The organism is Pseudomonas sp. zfem005 (assembly GCF_032621735.1).
GTDB classification, from domain to species: Bacteria; Pseudomonadota; Gammaproteobacteria; order Pseudomonadales; family Pseudomonadaceae; genus Metapseudomonas; species Metapseudomonas solani.
In genome coordinates, this window is sequence record NZ_JAVYJE010000001.1 from 319,977 (window position 1) to 336,378 (window position 16,402).

Here is a 16,402-nt window from a genome sequence, read left to right on the forward strand (position 1 = left end):
CGATTGACGGCGCCGTTGGGCCCCGGATAATGCGAGCCATTCCTCCGCTCGCGCCACCACAGGCGGCGGGCCCGCCCGGCCAGGGCAAACGGCAGCCGCCAGGTCGCCGTCGCATCGATGTCGAGTTCCCACATTTCTGTACGCAGGACGCGCTACCGGAAGGAGAGCCAGGATGAGCATGGAACGTCTCAGTCAACAGGTTGACGCCTACGTCGCCTGGAAACGCGAGCTGATGCGCGAGATCACCCGCTATCGCAGCTGGCTGGAACACAACCGCCTCAATTCCGATGCGGTGCAGGACAAGCTCGAGCGCACCCTGCGCCTGCTGCGCACCGACCACATCACCCTGGCCTTCGTCGGCGAGTTCTCACGGGGCAAGACCGAGCTGATCAACAGCCTGTTCTTCTCCGAGTTCGGCCAGCGCATGCTGCCGTCCCACGCCGGCCGCACCACCATGTGCCCCACCGAGCTGTTCTTCGACCCGCGCTCGGAGCGTTCCTACATCCGCCTGCTGCCGATCGAAACGCGCACCGCCTCGGCCAGCGTCGCGCAGTTCAAGCGCATCCCCCGGCACTGGGTGAACATCCCGCTGGATATCAGCGACCCGGACAACATGGTCCAGGCCTTCACCCAGGTGGCCAAGACCAAGCCGATGCCGGTGGAGCAGGCCATCCAGCTCGGCTTCCACCCCGACACCCTGGAATCCGCCGGCCGCCCCGGCATGGTGTTGGTGCCGGCCTGGCGCCACGCCATGGTCAACTTCGACCACCCGCTGCTGCGCCAGGGCCTGCGCATCCTCGACACCCCGGGCCTGAACGCCCTGGGTAGCGAGCCGGAACTGACCCTGTCGATGCTGCCCAGCGCCCAGGCGATCATCTTCCTGCTGGCCGCCGACACCGGCGTCACCGCCAGCGACATGGACATCTGGCAGCAGCACATCCGCCAGCTCGACGAAGACACCCAGACCAGCCTGTTCGCCGTACTGAACAAGGTCGACGTGCTCTGGGACGACCTCGCCGGCGAGACCTTCGTGCAGAACGCCATCCGCCAGATCCAGGAATCCACCGCCCGCCAGCTCGGCATCCGCCGCGAAGACGTGCTGCCGCTGTCGGCCAAGCAGGCCCTGCTGGCCAAGGTGCGCAAGGACCACGAGCTGCTGGAACGCAGCCAGATGGCCAACCTCGAGACCCTGCTCTGCGAGCGCATCGTCGCGCAGAAGGAACGCCTGCTGCAGACCCGCGTGGTCAACCAGGTGTTGGCCCTGCTGCAGAACAGCCAGCACGTGCTCAACCTGCGCCTGGAGAAGGTGCGCGAGCAGCAGGAACTGCTCAGCAACCACCAGCAGGACAACGGCCAGATGCTCTTCGAGCTGACCGCCCGCACCAAGGAAGACCACGCCCGCCACCATCGCCGGCTGCTCGGCCTGAAAACCAACCAGCGCCTGCTCAAGCGCCAGGGCGACATGCTCCGCGCCGCCGCCCGCCCCGAACGCCTGGAAGAACACCTGGCCCGGGTGCGCCGCAACCTCACCAGCAGCTGGACCACGGTGGGCATCAACCAGGCCATCCTGCACTTCTTCCGCTCGGTGGAAGCGGACCTGCACAGCCTCGAACACGAGGCGGACACGGCCAACAAGATGGTCTCGGCCGTCTACCGCCGGCACAACGAGGAAAACCCGCTGCAGGGCGTCGACGCCCCGCAGTTCGATGTCACCCGCTACCAGCGCGAGCTGCGCCAGCTGCGGGGCAAGGCCGACCAGTTCCGCCTGCACCTGAAGACCCTGCTCACCGAGCAGCGCCTGCTGACCCGCCGCTTCTTCGCCACCCTGGTGCAGGAAGTGATCGGCATGCACCAGCGCCTGCGCCAGGATGCCGCACAGTGGGCCAACGAAGCACTGATGCCGCTGATGCAGAACACCCTGGAGCACAAGCAGCTGCTGGAAACCCACATGCTGCGCCTCAAGGCCCTGGCCCAGGACACCCAGCAGGCGCGTCAGCGCGTGCTGCAGCTGTCGCGCTACACCGGCGAGCTGGAAAAGCAGCTGGCCCAGGCCAACGACATGCTCCGCGTGCTGCGTCGCCCGGCGCCCATCCAGCGCCAGGGCAAGGTGGTCAGCCTGCCCGGGCTGGTACGTCAGCAACACGAAGCCTGAGCCTTTCCATTCAAGGGTTTGGCCACCGTTCCGCCTGTTGCCGGGGGGGACGGTGCTCTTTAGACTGGCGCCCTTCCCAGATAAAGAGCAGCGGCCGCGATGCCCACCGTCATCCCCGAAGATTCCGTCGGCCTGATCACGCCTCAGGTGCAGCGCTTCAGCGAGCCGCTGCCGCTGGCCTGCGGCCGCAGCCTGGCCGAGTACGACCTGGTCTATGAGACCTACGGCGAGCTGAACGCCGACCACAGCAACGCCGTGCTGATCTGCCACGCCCTGTCCGGCCACCACCACGCCGCCGGCTTCCACAGCATGGAAGACCGCAAGCCCGGCTGGTGGGACAGCTGCATCGGCCCCGGCAAGGCCATCGACACCCGCCGCTTCTTCGTCGTCAGCCTCAACAACCTCGGTGGCTGCAACGGCTCCACCGGTCCCTCCAGCATCAACCCGGCCACCGGCAAGCCCTTTGGCGCCGACTTCCCGGTGATGACGGTGGAAGACTGGGTGCACAGCCAGGCCCGCCTGGCCGATGTCCTGGGCATCAGCCAATGGGCCGCCGTGGTCGGCGGCAGCCTCGGCGGCATGCAGGCGCTGCAGTGGACCATCAGCTACCCCGAGCGCGTGCGCCACTGCCTGGCCATCGCCTCGGCGCCCAAACTCTCGGCCCAGAACATCGCCTTCAACGAAGTGGCGCGCCAGGCCATCCTCACCGACCCGGAATTCCACGGCGGCCACTTCCAGGACCAGGGCGTGATCCCCAAGCGCGGCCTGATGCTGGCGCGCATGGTCGGCCACATCACCTACCTCTCCGATGACGCCATGGGCGAGAAATTCGGCCGCGGCCTGAAGAGCGAGAAGCTCAACTACGACTTCCACAGCGTCGAGTTCCAGGTGGAGAGCTACCTGCGCTACCAGGGCGAGGAATTCTCCGGCCGCTTCGACGCCAACACCTACCTGCTGATGACCAAGGCGCTGGACTACTACGACCCGGCGGCCGCCCACGACGGCGACCTGGCCAAGACCCTGGCCGGTGCCACGGCGGACTTCTGCGTGATGTCCTTCACCACCGACTGGCGCTTCTCCCCGGCCCGCTCGCGGGAGATCGTCGACGCCCTCACCGCCGCGCGGAAGAACGTCTGCTACCTGGAAATCGACGCGCCCCAGGGCCACGACGCCTTCCTCATGCCGATCCCGCGTTACCTGCAAGCCTTCAGCGGTTATATGAACCGCATCGCCGTCTAAGGGAGCCACCGTGCGCGCCGACCTCGAAATCATCCAGGACTGGATCCCCGCCGGCAGCCGCGTGCTCGACCTCGGCTGCGGCGACGGCGAACTGCTGGCCTGGCTGCGTGACAACAAGCAGGTCACCGGCTACGGCCTGGAGATCGACCCGGACAACATCGCCCAATGCGTCAGCAAGGGCGTCAACGTCATCGAGCAGGACCTGGACAAGGGCCTGGGCAACTTCGCCAGCAACAGCTTCGACGTGGTGGTGATGACCCAGGCGCTGCAGGCCGTGCACTACCCCGACCGCATCCTCGAAGAGATGCTGCGCGTCGGCCGCCAGTGCATCATCACCTTCCCCAACTTCGGCCACTGGCGCTGCCGCTGGTACCTCGCGCGCAACGGCCGCATGCCGGTGTCCGAGTTCCTGCCCTACACCTGGTACAACACGCCGAACATCCACTTCTGCACCTTCAAGGACTTCGAAGCCCTGTGCCGGGAGATGAAGATGAAGGTGCTCGACCGCCTGGCGGTCGACCACGAGCACCGCCACAACCTGGGTAGCCGCGTATGGCCTAATCTTCTAGGAGAGATCGGCATCTATCGCGTCAGCGGCCCCAGCGTGCTGGAAAGCCGTATCGCGATCTGAACCGGAGGACCTTCACCATGCGCCGCCTGACCCTTTTCCTCTTCGCCCTGTGCCTGGCCCTGCCGGCCGTGGCCGAACGCAAGCAGACCTTCGGTGACCTCGACGTGCACTACAGCGCGTTCAACTCCGGCTTCCTGCAGCCGGACGTCGCCGCCGCCGTCGGCCTGGTGCGCAGCAAGACCCAGGGCGTGGTCAACGTCGCCGTGCTCAAGGCCGGCAAGGCCAGCACCGCCCAGGTCAGCGGCCAGGTGAAGGACCTGCTCGGCAAGGTCACCCCGCTGGCCTTCAAGCAGATCAACGAAGGTGGCGCCATCTACTACCTGGCGCAGTTCCCCTTCAGCCAGCGCGAAATGCTCAACTTCACCCTCACGGTGCAGCAGGGCGACAACGCGCCCAATACCTTCAACTTCGACCAGGAATTCTTCCCAGACGAATGATGCCCTTCAAAGAACTGGTGCTGGCCAGCCACAACGCCGGCAAGCTCAAGGAACTCCAGGCCATGCTCGGCGACAGCGTGCGTGTGCGCTCGATCGGCGAGTTCAGCGACGTCGAGCCCGAGGAAACCGGCCTGACCTTCGTCGAGAACGCCATCCTCAAGGCCCGCAACGCCGCCCGCGTGTCCGGCCTGCCGGCCCTGGCGGACGACTCCGGCCTGGCGGTGGACTTCCTCGGCGGCGCCCCCGGCATCTACTCGGCGCGCTATGCCGACGGCCAGGGTGACGCGGCCAACAACGCCAAGCTGCTGGCCGCCCTCAAGGACGTGCCGGAAGCCCAGCGCGGCGCGCAGTTCATCTGCTCCCTGGCGCTGATGCGCCACGCCGACGACCCGCTGCCGGTCCTCTGCGAAGGCGCCTGGCGCGGCCGCATCCTCTTCGAGGCCCGTGGCGAGCACGGCTTCGGCTACGACCCGCTGTTCTGGGTGCCCGAAGGCGACTGCTCCAGCGCCGAGATGCCGCCCGCCGAGAAGAACCGCTTCAGCCATCGCGCCCGCGCTATGGCCCTGCTGAAGCAGCGGTTGGGGATATGAAGAAGGAAGCTGCAAGCCACGAGCTGCAAGCCACAAGCAAAGAAGCTCCGAACTTGCCGCTTGCAGCTTCAAGCTTCCAGCTGCCGCCTCTGGCGGCTTACATCCACATTCCGTGGTGCGTGCGCAAATGCCCGTACTGCGACTTCAACTCCCACGCTGCCGGCCCCGAGCTGCCTGAAGAGGCCTATGTCGATGCCTTGCTGGCGGACCTGGACGCCGACCTGCACCACGTCCATGGCCGCGAGCTGACCTCGATCTTCTTCGGTGGAGGCACCCCCAGCCTGTTCAGCGCCAAGGCCCTCGGCCGCCTGCTGGAAGGCGTCGAGCGGCGCGTGCCCTTCGCCCGTGACATCGAGATCACCCTGGAAGCCAACCCGGGCACCTTCGAGCAGGCCAAGTTCTCCGCCTACCGGCAGCTGGGTATCAACCGCCTGTCCATCGGCGTGCAGAGCTTCCAGGAGGCCAAGCTCAAGGCTCTGGGGCGTATCCACGACGGTGGCGAAGCGATTCGCGCCGCCGACATGGCCCGCCAGGCCGGCTTCGACAATTTCAACCTGGACCTGATGCACGGCCTGCCGGACCAGTCCATCGAGGACGCCCTGGGCGACCTGCGCATCGCCATCGACCAGGGGCCGACGCACCTGTCCTGGTACCAGCTGACCATGGAGCCGAACACGGTGTTCTGGACCCAGCCGCCGGAGCTGCCCGAGGACGACATCCTCTGGGACATCCAGGAAGCCGGGCAGGCACTGCTGGCCGAGCACGGCTACGCCCAGTACGAGGTCTCTGCCTATGCCCGCGAGGGCCGGCGTGCGCGGCACAACCTCAACTACTGGACCTTCGGCGACTTCCTCGGCATCGGTGCCGGCGCCCATGCCAAGCTCAGCGATCCGGCCGGGCACATCGTGCGCACCTGGAAGACCCGCCTGCCCAAGGACTACCTGGACCCGGCCAAGGCCTTCCAGGCCGGCGAGCGGGTGCTGGACACAGACGAGCTGCCCTTCGAATTCCTCATGAACGTGCTGCGCCTCACCGATGGCGTGCAGGCCGAGCTGTTCACCTCGCGCACCGGCATGCCGCTTTCCGGCCTCGCCGAGGCACGCAACGAGGCCCAGGCCCGCGGCCTGCTCGATACCGACCCAGCGCGCCTGGTGGCGACCCGGGAAGGCCAGCTGTTCCTCAACGACCTGCTGCAACACTTCCTGCCCTGAGGGCTAAGGACAACGGATGGACCTGCTTCTGGACCTGGTCGCGACCCTCTCCCGCTGGAGCCGCAGCCACCTCTACGACATCTCCCTGGCGATCATGGCAACCCTGCTGGTTTTGCTCGGCCCCGGCATCAACGCCTGGGTCCAGCAGCGCATCGGCGGCCTCAACTTCCTCTTCCGCACCCTGCTGTTCGTCGCCCTCTGCGCCCTGGGCTACGGCCTGGCGATGATCTTCCTCACCCCCTGGCTGGCCAAGGGCCTGGGCTACTTCAACAACTACACCCTGGCCCCGGTCCTGCTACTAGTCTTCTTCCTGATCGGCGTCCTCGCCGACCGCAACTGAGGCTCAGGGCGCGCTCCGGCGGCCACTGGCCGCCACGTCATCGACAAGGAGCACGCCATGAAGCCGATCAAGCACCTCTACCTGCACTTCCAGGACGGCCAGCGCCTGGCGCTGCGCTTTCCCCAGCAGTCCAGCGACCCGGTGGAGGTCGCGCGCGGCCTGCGCAAGCAGATGGAATCGGCCTTCGTCAGCATCGAGGTGGACGGCGACCTGCTGCTCATCCCCCGCGAAAGCATCAAGTACATGCAGATCAGCCCCGCGCCGCCGGCCCTGCCGGAGCAGACCATCCTCGGCGCGGAAATGATCAACTAGCGACAGGCACGCAGGCCCTCCCCCGTAGCCCGGGCTTCAGCCCGGGACGCTCTCTATCACAACGTTCCCGCGTCCAATAAAAAGCCGCCCCGAAGGGCGGCTGGAGTGGCCAGGCAGGCCGGAATATCAGTTGCCTTCGCGGCGCAGCGCCTGCGGCGTGAAGTCACGCGGGCCCAGCGGGGCGTTGAAGTCGTACATGGGCTCGTTGTTGTCGAGGCCATCGGCGAAGTAGCGGCCGCCCTTGAAGTCGTAGATGGTTTCCAGGGTGCTGCCGAACATCGGTACATCGTAGTAGCTGATCGGGTGGCTTTCCTGCAGGCCGATCAACTGACCGTCCTTGTCGTACAGGTCCACCGCGAGGATCTGCCAGCTGTCTTCGTCGATGTAGAAGCGGCGCTTGGCGTACGGGTGGGAGAAGCCCTTGCGCAGATTCGCCTCGACCACCCAGGTGCGGTGCAGCTCGTAGCGCAGCAGGTCCGGGTTGACGAACTTGGTCTTGAGGATCTGATCGTAGGGGATGCCTTTCTGGTGCACGGCATAGCTGTTGTAGGGGACCAGGGTCTCCTGCTTGCCCACCAGCTTCCACTCGTAGCGTTCCGGCGCACCGTTGTAGGAGTCGACGACGTCGGCGGTGGCCATGCCGTTGGTATCCGGCTGCAGGGTGTCATAGGCCAGCATCGGCAGGCGGCGCACGCGGCGTTCGCCACGGTTGAAGCGCCAGGCCTTGCGGATCGACAGCACCTGGTCGAGGGTCTCCTGCACCACCAGCGCGGAGCCGGCCAGCTTGGCCGGGGCCACGACCGCGTACTTGTAGTAGAAGATGGTGTTTTCCAGGTCCTTCGGCTGCACGCCATCACGGCCGTAGACGAAGTAGATGTTGCGATCCAGCTTCTGCAGGTTGTAGCTGCCGTTGGCCAGTACCGCCGCCTGGTTGGTGACGAAATGGATCTGGTCGCCACGGTAACGCAGGATGTGGTTCCAGATGACTTCCAGGCCGCTGGAGGGGATCGGGAACGGAATGCCCGCCGCTACGCCCTGTACGCCGTTGCCGCCGGCGATCAGCTCGCCGTTGACGGCATTGGCACGGGTCGCCTCATAGATGCGCTGCGGAGCGGCGGCGCTGCGGTGGGTGGGGAAGACGCGCACGGAGTAATCCGGGTAAGTCTCCACCAGCGCCTTGAGGCCTGCCGGCATCTGCGCCGCATACTGGCCGGCGTTCTTGCTGGTGATGATGTACTTGGGCGCTTCGCCAGCGAAGGGATCGGGGTGGTGCATGCCGGGCTGGTAGCTGGCCGACGGAGTCGCCAGGCCGCCGTCCCAGGCCGGAATCGAACCCTCGGCATTGCCCGCACGCTCGCCGCCCAGCGGCGTGAGCTCCCCGCCCAGGCGCGCAGCATCGTCAGCACCGACCTTGGCCTGCGCCTGCAGGGCACAGGAGGCCAGAAGCAGAATTGCAAACTTTCTCAACACAGCCTTCTCCTCGCGGCGCGCTCGGGTCGCGCCGCTATTGTTCTTGTGCCACCACCACTATAGGCGGGGCTCTTTATTTCCGTCGGATCAGGTGAGGGTGCCGTCCTGGCGCCGGGTGGTCCCGGTCTATGGTTGTGCTCGTCCGTGGCATTCGCGGCCAGGGCCGCGAAGGGTGGATCAGTCGACGCGTTGGAACTTCAGGTCCCACACGCCATGGCCGAGACGCTCGCCACGACGTTCGAACTTGGTGATCGGGCGCTCTTCAGGGCGTGGCACGTAACGCCCATCCTCCGCCAGATTGCGGTAGCCGGGGGCAACGTTCATCACCTCCAGCATGTGTTCAGCATAGTGCTCCCAATCGGTGGCCATGTGCAGCACGCCACCGATACGCAGCTTGCTGCGCACCAGCTCGGCGAATGCCGGCTGGACGATACGGCGCTTGTGGTGACGCGACTTGTGCCAGGGGTCCGGGAAGAACAGCAGCACGCGTTCGAGGCTGGCGTCGGCCACGCAGTCGCGCAGCACTTCCAGGGCGTCGCAGCTGTAGACGCGGATGTTGCTCAGGTTCTGGGTCATGGCACCGTTGAGCAGCGCGCCGACGCCGGGGCGATGCACCTCGACGCCGATGAAATCCTGCTCCGGCGCGGCTGCGGCCATCTCCAGGGTGGCGTGGCCCATGCCGAAGCCGATCTCGAAGGTGCGCGGCGCACTGCGGCCGAACAGGGCATCGAAATCACGGGGGCCGTCGGCCAGCTCGAGGCCGAATTTCGGCCAGCCCTGGTCGAGCCCGCGTTGCTGGCCTTCGGTCATGCGCCCGGCGCGCATCACGAAACTCTTGATGGTGCGGTGACGCACTTCGCCGGCTTCTGCCGGCGAGTCCTGCTGTTCAGTCATGGTTTATCTCAGCGGATCAGACCATCCAGCGGCGACGAGGCGCTGGCGTAGAGCTTGCGCGGCATGCGCCCTGCCAGGTAGGCGAGGCGGCCGGCGACGATAGCGTGCTTCATCGCCTCGCCCATCATCACCGGGTCCTGGGCATGGGCGATGGCGGTGTTCATCAACACGGCCTCGCAACCCAGTTCCATGGCGATGGTGGCATCGGAGGCGGTGCCCACACCGGCATCCACCAGCACGGGAACCTTGGCTTCCTCGAGGATGATGCGCAGGTTGTAGGGGTTGCAGATGCCCAGGCCCGAACCGATCAGGCCGGCCAGGGGCATCACCGCGATGCAGCCGATTTCGGCCAGCTGGCGGGCGATGATGGGGTCATCGCTGGTGTAGACCATCACGTCGAAGCCTTCCTTGACCAGCACTTCGGCGGCCTTGAGGGTTTCGATCACGTTGGGGAAGAGGGTCTTTTGGTCAGCCAGTACTTCCAGCTTCACCAGGTTGTGGCCATCGAGCAGCTCACGGGCCAGGCGGCAGGTGCGCACGGCTTCCACGGCGTCATAGCAGCCGGCGGTGTTCGGCAGGATGGTGTAGCGGCTCGGCGGGATCACGTCGAGCAGGTTGGGCTCGCCGGGGTTCTGGCCGATGTTGGTGCGGCGCACCGCCACGGTGACGATCTCGGCGCCCGAGGCTTCGATGGCGCGGCGGGTCTCGTCGAGGTCCTTGTACTTGCCGGTGCCGACCAGCAGGCGCGACTCATAGGTACGACCCGCCAGGGTGAAAGGCTTGTCGATCGGCGTTTGGCTCATGAGGACTCCTAGCGGGCGGCCTAGCCGCCACCGATGGCGTGTACCACTTCGACCTGGTCGCCTTCGCTGAGCGCGGTGGCGGCATGCTGGCTGCGCGGCACGATATCGAGGTTGAGTTCGACCGCGACGCGGCGGCCAGTCAGGTCCAGGCGCACGATCAGGTCCGCGACGGTCTGGCCGTCGGGCAGCTCGAAGGGTTCGCCGTTCAACTGAATGTGCATGACGATGCGGTCACAACTTGAGGGGTCGGCATTCTAGCCCGATCCATGCCGATGACCAAGGCTGAATGGCGCCATTCGTCCTCATTTTTGACGCCAGGGTCAGACTTGGGACGATCAGCGTGCCGACAGTTGCCAAGCTGCCAGACCCAGGCACAGCCAGCCGCCGAGGAAGGCCACGCCGCCGAAGGGCGTGATGATGCCGAGCTTGCTGACACCGGTGAGGGTGAGCACGTAGAGGCTGCCGGAGAACAGCAGGATACCGAGGGCGAACAGCCCGCCGGCGGCGTTGACCAGGCGCCCCGGCAGGTGCAGGGACAGCAGCCCGACGCCCAACAGCGCAAGGGCGTGGATCAGCTGGTAATGGGTACCGGTCTGGAATACCGCCAGGTGCTCGGGGCTGAGGCGGGCCTTTAGGCCATGGGCGGCGAAAGCGCCGAGGGCGACGCCAGTGAACCCGGCGAAGGCGGAAAACAGCAGGTACAAGCGGGCCATCGAAGACTCCAGACAAGTAGGAAGCGGCCGCTATAATGGCGCGCAAACCAGTCCCCGGCCAGCCCACGCATGTTCCGATCCCTCAGCCGTCGCCTATTCAAACTGCTGCTCTGGTTCGCCGCCGGCTCGGTGCTGCTGGTGCTGGTTTTCCGCTGGGTGCCGCCACCGGGCACCATGCTGATGGTGGAGCGCAAGATCGAGTCCTGGGTCGACGGCGAGCCCATCGACCTGCAGCGCACCTGGCGCCCCTGGAAGGAACTGCCGGACGACCTGAAGATCGCGGTGATCGCCGCCGAGGACCAGAAGTTCGCCGAGCACTGGGGCTTCGACGTCCCGGCCATCCGCGCCGCCCTCGCCCATAACGAGCGCGGTGGCTCGCTGCGCGGTGCCAGCACCCTGAGCCAGCAGGTGGCCAAGAACGTGTTCCTCTGGTCCGGCCGCAGCTGGCTGCGCAAGGGCCTGGAAGCCTGGTTCACCGGGCTGATCGAACTGCTCTGGTCGAAGCAGCGGATTCTCGAGGTCTATCTCAACAGTGCGGAATGGGGCAACGGCGTGTTCGGCGCCGAAGCCGCGGCCAAGCACCACTTCGGCATCGCTGCACCCTACCTGTCACGCCAGCAGTCGAGCCTGCTGGCCGCCGTGCTGCCCAACCCCCGCGAATGGAATGCCGGGCGCCCGGGGGGCTATGTCGCCCGCCGTGCCGGCTGGATCCGCCGGCAGATGGCCCAGCTGGGCGGCACTCACTACCTAGAGCAGCTCAAGCCGGCCACGCCGATCTGAGTCAGTGTTTCATCGTGCTGCGGGGCACCACGCGGACCAGATGCAGCTGTTCGTCCAGCACATGGGCGGTCAGCCCCTCGGTCGGATAGACCCACGCTTCCCCCTCCCCCAACTGCAGGCGCAGGCGCGGCTGGCCGATGCTGGCGGCGAGACGCTCCGCCGCCGGAGGCTGTTGCGGGCGTAGCTCCAGGGCGGCGATGCGATGGTCGGCCAGCTGCTCCAGCAGCTTCGGGCTCAGGGGCTGCTCGCCCTGGTTGCCGCCATCACCCAGCGCCTTGAGCAGGCTTTCCCGCTCGCCCTCATCCAACGCCAGCTCGGCTTCCAGGTTGCAGGCATCGGCACCCACCCCCGTGCTGCGGAACAGCAGGCGCGGCCCGGCACTGGCCGACTGCAGCCACAGCTCACCCGGAGCCTGGCCGTTCAGGGCGCCCAGGGTCAGGTTGCCCTCGGCCATGGGCTCCAGCAGCGGTTGCTGCCAGGCCGCGACCCAGCCCAGGGGCTCCGCCGGGCCGGTGCTGCGCTGCAACCACAGCGCCAGGGAGAAGAACAGCAGCGCCACGGCGGTGAACAGCAGCCAGTGTTTCGGGCGGAAGGCGGGCATCGGCATGGTTTGCTCCGGGCAGAAAAAAGCCGCCCGGGGGGGCGGCTTCGGATGGGTCGCTGGCTTACGCCTGGATGAAGCCCTTGAGCTTGTTCATCGCATTCTTCTCCAACTGGCGGATACGCTCGGCGGAGACGTTGTACTTGGCGGCCAGGTCATGCAGCGTCGCCTTGTCCTCGGCCAGCCAACGCTGCTGGAGGATGTCACGGCTGCGCTCGTCCAGGCCTTCCAGCGCTTCGTGCAGGCTGGCGGTGGAGCTGTCGCTCCAGTCCGCTTCCTCCAGCTGGCGAGCCGGGTCGTAGCGATGGTCTTCCAGGTAATGGGCCGGCGACTGGTAGGCCGCGTCATCGTCGGCATCCGCCGCCGGGTCGAACGCCATGTCATGGCCGGTCAGCCTGCTTTCCATCTCCCGCACTTCACGCGGTTCCACACCCAGGCTCTCGGCCACGGCATGGACTTCGTCATTGTTCAGCCAGGCCAGACGCTTCTTCTGGCTGCGCAGGTTGAAGAACAGCTTGCGCTGCGCCTTGGTGGTGGCGACCTTGACGATGCGCCAGTTGCGCAGGATGAACTCGTGGATCTCGGCCTTGATCCAGTGCACCGCGAAGGACACCAGACGAACGCCCATTTCCGGATTGAAGCGTTTCACGGCCTTCATCAGGCCGACGTTGCCTTCCTGGATAAGGTCGGCCTGTGCCAGACCATAGCCGGAATAGCTCTTGGCGATATGTACAACGAAGCGCAGGTGCGCCAACACCATTTGCCGCGCCGCTTCCAGATCCTGTTGGTAGAAGAGGCGTTCGGCCAATTCGCGCTCCTGCTCTGGGGTCAGCAGCGGAATGCCGTTGACCGCATGCACGTAGGCATCCAGGTTCGCACCGGGAGCCAGGGCATAGACAGGTTGCAGGGAAGTGGTCATGCGAATCCTCCGATTCACTAAGCTCGCGCAGTTTAGCACTGGCTTTTATGACTGCAAGGGGGCGTAAAAGTTTCGTTACACCCCATTTGGGAGCGCCCGCTCCCAGGGTGTTTCAGCGCGGTGCCAACTCGCTCAAATGACGCGCCACGGCCAGCCAGGCGCCAATGTATCCCAGCAGCACGGCCCCCAGAAGCAGGGATAGACCATCGGCTAATGGCACGCCGCCCAAGGCGAAGTCACTGCCGTACAGGCCGGCCAGGCGGACCACCGCATCGTTCAGCCAGTTCAGGCCGAAGGCCAGCACCAGCCAGGACAGCAGCCCGGCGCCTATGCCATAGAGCGCGCCCATATAAAGGAAGGGACGCCGCACATAGGCATCGGTTCCACCGACCAGCTTGATGACTTCGATCTCGGTGCGGCGGTTCTCGATGTGCAGGCGGATGGTGTTGCCGATCACCAGCAGCAGCGCCGACACCAGCAGCAGGGTCAGGCCGAAGACGAAACGCTCGCCCAGCTTGAGGATCGCCGACAGGCGCTCCACCCAGACCAGGTCGAGCTGGGCCTGCTGCACCTTGGGCAGCTCGGCCAGGCGCAGGCGCAGGGCTTCGAGGGTGGTCTTGTCGACTTCCTTGGGCGTCACCAGGATCACCCCGGGCAGCGGGTTCTCCGGCAACTCCTTGAGCGCCTGGCCCAGGCCGGACTGCTGCTGGAACTCGTCCAGCGCCTGTTCACGGCTGATCCACTCGACCTCGGCGACATCCGCCATGCCGGTGATTTCCTCGCGCAGCCTCTGGCCGTCGGCTTCGCCGGCGTCCATCTGCAGGAACAGTGAGATCTGCGCGGCGCGCTGCCAGGAGCCACCCAGGCGCTCGACATTGTTGAGCAACAGCGACAGGCCCATGGGCAGGCTCAGAGCGATGGCCATCACCAGGCTGGTAAAGAAACTGCCGATGGGCTGGCGGCCCAGGCGGCGCAGGCTGTCCACCAGGCTGGCACGGTGCGCTTCCAGCCAGGCGTGCAGCAGGGCACTGAAGTCCGGGCCTTCTTCGCCGTCTTTCTGCGGTTCGGTCGGCTTGGCGGTGGCGCCCACGCGCTCGGCGGGTTTGGGCGGCGGCATGCGGGTAGCGCTCATCAGCCGGCCTCCCCGTCGCCGATCAGGCGGCCACGTTGCAGGGTGAGCATGCGGTGGCGCATGCGCGCGATCAGCGCCAGGTCGTGGCTGGCGATCAGAACCGTGGTGCCCAAGCGGTTGATGTCCTCGAAGACGCCCATGATCTCGGCCGCCAGGCGCGGGTCGAGGTTGCCGGTGGGTTCGTCCGCCAGCAACAGGGCCGGGCGGTGCACCACCGCGCGGGCGATACCGACGCGTTGCTGCTGGCCAGTGGAAAGGTCGGCCGGGTACAGCTCGGCCTTGTCGGCCAGGGACACCCGCTCCAGCGCCACGCCGACGCGCTTGGCGATCTCGGGCTTGGCCAGGCCGAGAATCTGCAGTGGCAAGGCGACGTTGTCGAACACGGTGCGGTCGAACAGCAGCTGGTGGTTCTGGAACACCACGCCGATCTGCCGGCGCAGGAAGGGGATCTGCGAGGTGGTGATCTGCGACAGGTCCTGGCCGGCCAGCAGCAGCTTGCCGGTGGTCGGGCGCTCCATGGCCAGCAGCAGGCGCAGCAGGGTGCTCTTGCCGGCGCCGGAGTGGCCGGTGACGAAGAGGAACTCGCCGCGACGCACGCGGAAGCTCAGTTCATGCAGGCCGACGTGGCCATTGGGATAGCGCTTGCCCACCTGCTCGAAACGGATCATGCGCGCTCCCGCTCCGCGAACAGCGCACGCACGAAGGACTCGGCTTCGAAGTCGCGCAGGTCGTCGATGCCCTCGCCAACGCCGATATAGCGGATCGGCAAGGCGAACTGCTTGGCCAGGGCGAAGATCACTCCGCCCTTGGCGGTGCCGTCGAGCTTGGTCAGCGCCAGGCCGGAGAGGTTGACCGCCTGGTGGAACTGCTTGGCCTGGTTGATGGCGTTCTGGCCGGTGCCGGCGTCCAGCACCAGCAGCACCTCGTGGGGAGCGCTTTCGTCCAGCTTGCCGATCACGCGGCGCACCTTCTTCAGCTCCTCCATCAGGTTGTCCTTGGTGTGCAGGCGGCCGGCGGTGTCGGCGATGAGCACGTCGATGCCACGGGCCTTGGCGGCCTGCACGGCATCGAAGATCACGGAGGCGGAATCGGCACCGGTGTGCTGGGCGATCACGGAGATATTATTGCGCTCACCCCAGACCTGCAGCTGCTCCACGGCAGCGGCACGGAAGGTGTCGCCCGCAGCGAGCATGACCTTCTTGCCCTCCAGCTGCAGCTTCTTGGCCAGCTTGCCGATGGTGGTGGTCTTGCCGACGCCGTTCACGCCGACCACGAGGATCACGTAGGGGCGCTTCTCGGCCTCGATGCGCAGGGGCTGCTCCACCGGCTTGAGCAGCGCGGCGAGTTCGTCCTGCAGGGCTTTGTACAGGGCATCGCTGTCGGCCAGCTGCTTGCGCGCGACCTTCTGGGTCAGGCTCTGGACGATGGCGGTGGTGGCCTCGACGCCGACGTCGGCGGTGAGCAGGCGGGTTTCGATCTCGTCCAGCAGGTCGTCATCGATGGCCTTGCGCCCGAGGAACAGGCTGGCCATGCCTTCGCCGAGGCTGGCGCTGGTCTTCGACAGGCCCTGCTTGAGGCGGGCGAAGAAGCCGGCCTTGGCGGCCTCGGTCACCGGCTGCGGCTGAGCCGGCGCGGCGACGGGGGCTTCGACTACGGGCTCAGGAATGAGCTCAGGAGTGGGTTCGGCAACCGCAGCAGGAACAGGCACTTCGACCACCGGTGCCGGAGCGGGCGCTTCGACGATGGGTGCGGGTGCGCTGGCGACCGCCTCGACCGGCGCCGCAGGTGCAGGTGCAGGTGCAGGTGCAGGTGCAGGTGCAGGTGCAGGTGCAGGTGCAGGTGCAGGTGCAGCAGGCTCGGCGAGAGCCGGCACAACGTCAACCGGCGCTTGCGGCGCAGCGGGTGTCGGCTGGGGCTGCGGCTCTGCCACTGGGGCAGCGACCGGCGCGACCTCGGCAACGGGCTCGACCACCGGTGCAGGCGCAACCGGCTGCGCCTCGGCAGCGGGCAGCTCGGGCTGGGTGGGTTCTGCGGGCGGCACGGGGGCCGCTTCCTGCGGTTTCTTGCGCAGCCAGCCGAACAGGGATTTTTTCTCAGCGGCCTCGGCCGGCGTCTTCTTGTCGTCGTTGGAACCAAACATGGGTAGCTTGTATCTCAAGGAGCGGCCGCTCTGGGCCT

19 protein-coding genes are annotated in these 16,402 nt (G+C 66.6%); 9 read left to right on the forward strand and 10 right to left on the reverse strand.

Annotation, left to right across the window (positions count from 1 at the left end; all coding sequences use genetic code 11):
- The first annotated feature begins 172 nt into the window (after positions 1 to 172).
- From RTW82_RS01450 to RTW82_RS01485, 8 genes are all read left to right on the forward strand, one after another.
- The gene (locus RTW82_RS01450; protein ID WP_021218355.1) at positions 173 to 2,152 is read left to right on the forward strand and encodes a dynamin-like GTPase family protein; all 1,980 of its coding nucleotides are present in this window, start codon (positions 173 to 175) and stop codon (positions 2,150 to 2,152) included.
- A 99-nt stretch (positions 2,153 to 2,251) separates the two neighbouring features.
- Positions 2,252 to 3,391 carry a homoserine O-succinyltransferase MetX gene (locus RTW82_RS01455; protein WP_263401647.1) on the forward strand — a complete coding sequence of 380 codons (1,140 nt, stop codon included), beginning with the start codon at positions 2,252 to 2,254 and terminating at the stop codon, positions 3,389 to 3,391.
- Positions 3,392 to 3,401: 10 nt separating this feature from the next.
- Complete coding sequence (metW, locus tag RTW82_RS01460) at positions 3,402 to 4,022, forward strand: methionine biosynthesis protein MetW (protein ID WP_263401646.1); 621 nt, start codon at positions 3,402 to 3,404, stop codon at positions 4,020 to 4,022.
- A 17-nt stretch (positions 4,023 to 4,039) separates the two neighbouring features.
- Positions 4,040 to 4,459 (forward strand): DUF4426 domain-containing protein, encoded by a 420-nt coding sequence (locus RTW82_RS01465; protein WP_316924045.1) that lies wholly within the window; start codon positions 4,040 to 4,042, stop codon positions 4,457 to 4,459.
- A complete protein-coding gene (gene rdgB, locus RTW82_RS01470) occupies positions 4,456 to 5,049 on the forward strand; it encodes an RdgB/HAM1 family non-canonical purine NTP pyrophosphatase (protein WP_316924046.1) in 594 nt (197 codons plus the stop codon). The genes RTW82_RS01465 and rdgB overlap by 4 nt, the downstream gene beginning before the upstream one ends.
- Positions 5,046 to 6,260: a radical SAM family heme chaperone HemW gene (gene hemW, locus RTW82_RS01475; RefSeq protein WP_316924047.1), complete on the forward strand. Its 1,215-nt coding sequence runs from the start codon at positions 5,046 to 5,048 to the stop codon at positions 6,258 to 6,260. The genes rdgB and hemW overlap by 4 nt, the downstream gene beginning before the upstream one ends.
- 16 nt (positions 6,261 to 6,276) lie before the next feature.
- On the forward strand, positions 6,277 to 6,600 hold the full coding sequence (locus tag RTW82_RS01480; protein WP_021218349.1) for a DUF3392 domain-containing protein: 324 nt from the start codon (positions 6,277 to 6,279) through the stop codon (positions 6,598 to 6,600).
- A 57-nt stretch (positions 6,601 to 6,657) separates the two neighbouring features.
- The gene (locus RTW82_RS01485; RefSeq protein WP_021218348.1) at positions 6,658 to 6,912 is read left to right on the forward strand and encodes a hypothetical protein; all 255 of its coding nucleotides are present in this window, start codon (positions 6,658 to 6,660) and stop codon (positions 6,910 to 6,912) included.
- A gap of 126 nt (positions 6,913 to 7,038) precedes the next feature.
- Here the strand turns inward: RTW82_RS01485 and RTW82_RS01490 are convergent, their stop codons facing one another.
- From RTW82_RS01490 to RTW82_RS01510, 5 genes are all read right to left on the reverse strand, one after another.
- A complete protein-coding gene (locus RTW82_RS01490; RefSeq protein ID WP_316924048.1) occupies positions 7,039 to 8,382 on the reverse strand; it encodes a DUF1329 domain-containing protein in 1,344 nt (447 codons plus the stop codon).
- Between the two features lie 177 nt (positions 8,383 to 8,559).
- Positions 8,560 to 9,276 carry a tRNA (guanosine(46)-N7)-methyltransferase TrmB gene (gene trmB / locus RTW82_RS01495; protein WP_316924049.1) on the reverse strand — a complete coding sequence of 239 codons (717 nt, stop codon included), beginning with the start codon at positions 9,274 to 9,276 and terminating at the stop codon, positions 8,560 to 8,562.
- 8 nt (positions 9,277 to 9,284) lie between these two features.
- Positions 9,285 to 10,079 (reverse strand): thiazole synthase, encoded by a 795-nt coding sequence (locus RTW82_RS01500; RefSeq protein ID WP_043240872.1) that lies wholly within the window; start codon positions 10,077 to 10,079, stop codon positions 9,285 to 9,287.
- Between the two features lie 20 nt (positions 10,080 to 10,099).
- Positions 10,100 to 10,300: a sulfur carrier protein ThiS gene (gene thiS, locus RTW82_RS01505; RefSeq protein ID WP_043240875.1), complete on the reverse strand. Its 201-nt coding sequence runs from the start codon at positions 10,298 to 10,300 to the stop codon at positions 10,100 to 10,102.
- A gap of 114 nt (positions 10,301 to 10,414) precedes the next feature.
- On the reverse strand, positions 10,415 to 10,792 hold the full coding sequence (locus RTW82_RS01510; RefSeq protein ID WP_316924050.1) for a DUF423 domain-containing protein: 378 nt from the start codon (positions 10,790 to 10,792) through the stop codon (positions 10,415 to 10,417).
- A 69-nt stretch (positions 10,793 to 10,861) separates the two neighbouring features.
- On the opposite strand from RTW82_RS01510, the gene mtgA reads away from it, so the two are divergent.
- Positions 10,862 to 11,572: a monofunctional biosynthetic peptidoglycan transglycosylase gene (gene mtgA / locus RTW82_RS01515; RefSeq protein ID WP_043240881.1), complete on the forward strand. Its 711-nt coding sequence runs from the start codon at positions 10,862 to 10,864 to the stop codon at positions 11,570 to 11,572.
- A gap of 1 nt (position 11,573) precedes the next feature.
- Here the strand turns inward: mtgA and RTW82_RS01520 are convergent, their stop codons facing one another.
- From RTW82_RS01520 to ftsY, 5 genes are all read right to left on the reverse strand, one after another.
- Positions 11,574 to 12,179: a hypothetical protein gene (locus RTW82_RS01520; RefSeq protein WP_316924051.1), complete on the reverse strand. Its 606-nt coding sequence runs from the start codon at positions 12,177 to 12,179 to the stop codon at positions 11,574 to 11,576.
- Between the two features lie 58 nt (positions 12,180 to 12,237).
- On the reverse strand, positions 12,238 to 13,092 hold the full coding sequence (gene rpoH, locus RTW82_RS01525) for an RNA polymerase sigma factor RpoH (protein WP_021218340.1): 855 nt from the start codon (positions 13,090 to 13,092) through the stop codon (positions 12,238 to 12,240).
- 112 nt (positions 13,093 to 13,204) lie between these two features.
- Entirely contained in the window at positions 13,205 to 14,224 is a 1,020-nt protein-coding gene (gene ftsX, locus RTW82_RS01530) for a permease-like cell division protein FtsX (protein WP_021218339.1), read from the reverse strand.
- A complete protein-coding gene (gene ftsE / locus RTW82_RS01535) occupies positions 14,224 to 14,892 on the reverse strand; it encodes a cell division ATP-binding protein FtsE (protein WP_021218338.1) in 669 nt (222 codons plus the stop codon). The genes ftsX and ftsE overlap by 1 nt, the downstream gene beginning before the upstream one ends.
- Positions 14,889 to 16,364, reverse strand: a complete 1,476-nt coding sequence (gene ftsY / locus RTW82_RS01540) for a signal recognition particle-docking protein FtsY (RefSeq protein WP_316924052.1) — start codon at positions 16,362 to 16,364, stop codon at positions 14,889 to 14,891. The genes ftsE and ftsY overlap by 4 nt, the downstream gene beginning before the upstream one ends.
- Positions 16,365 to 16,402: the final 38 nt, after the last annotated feature.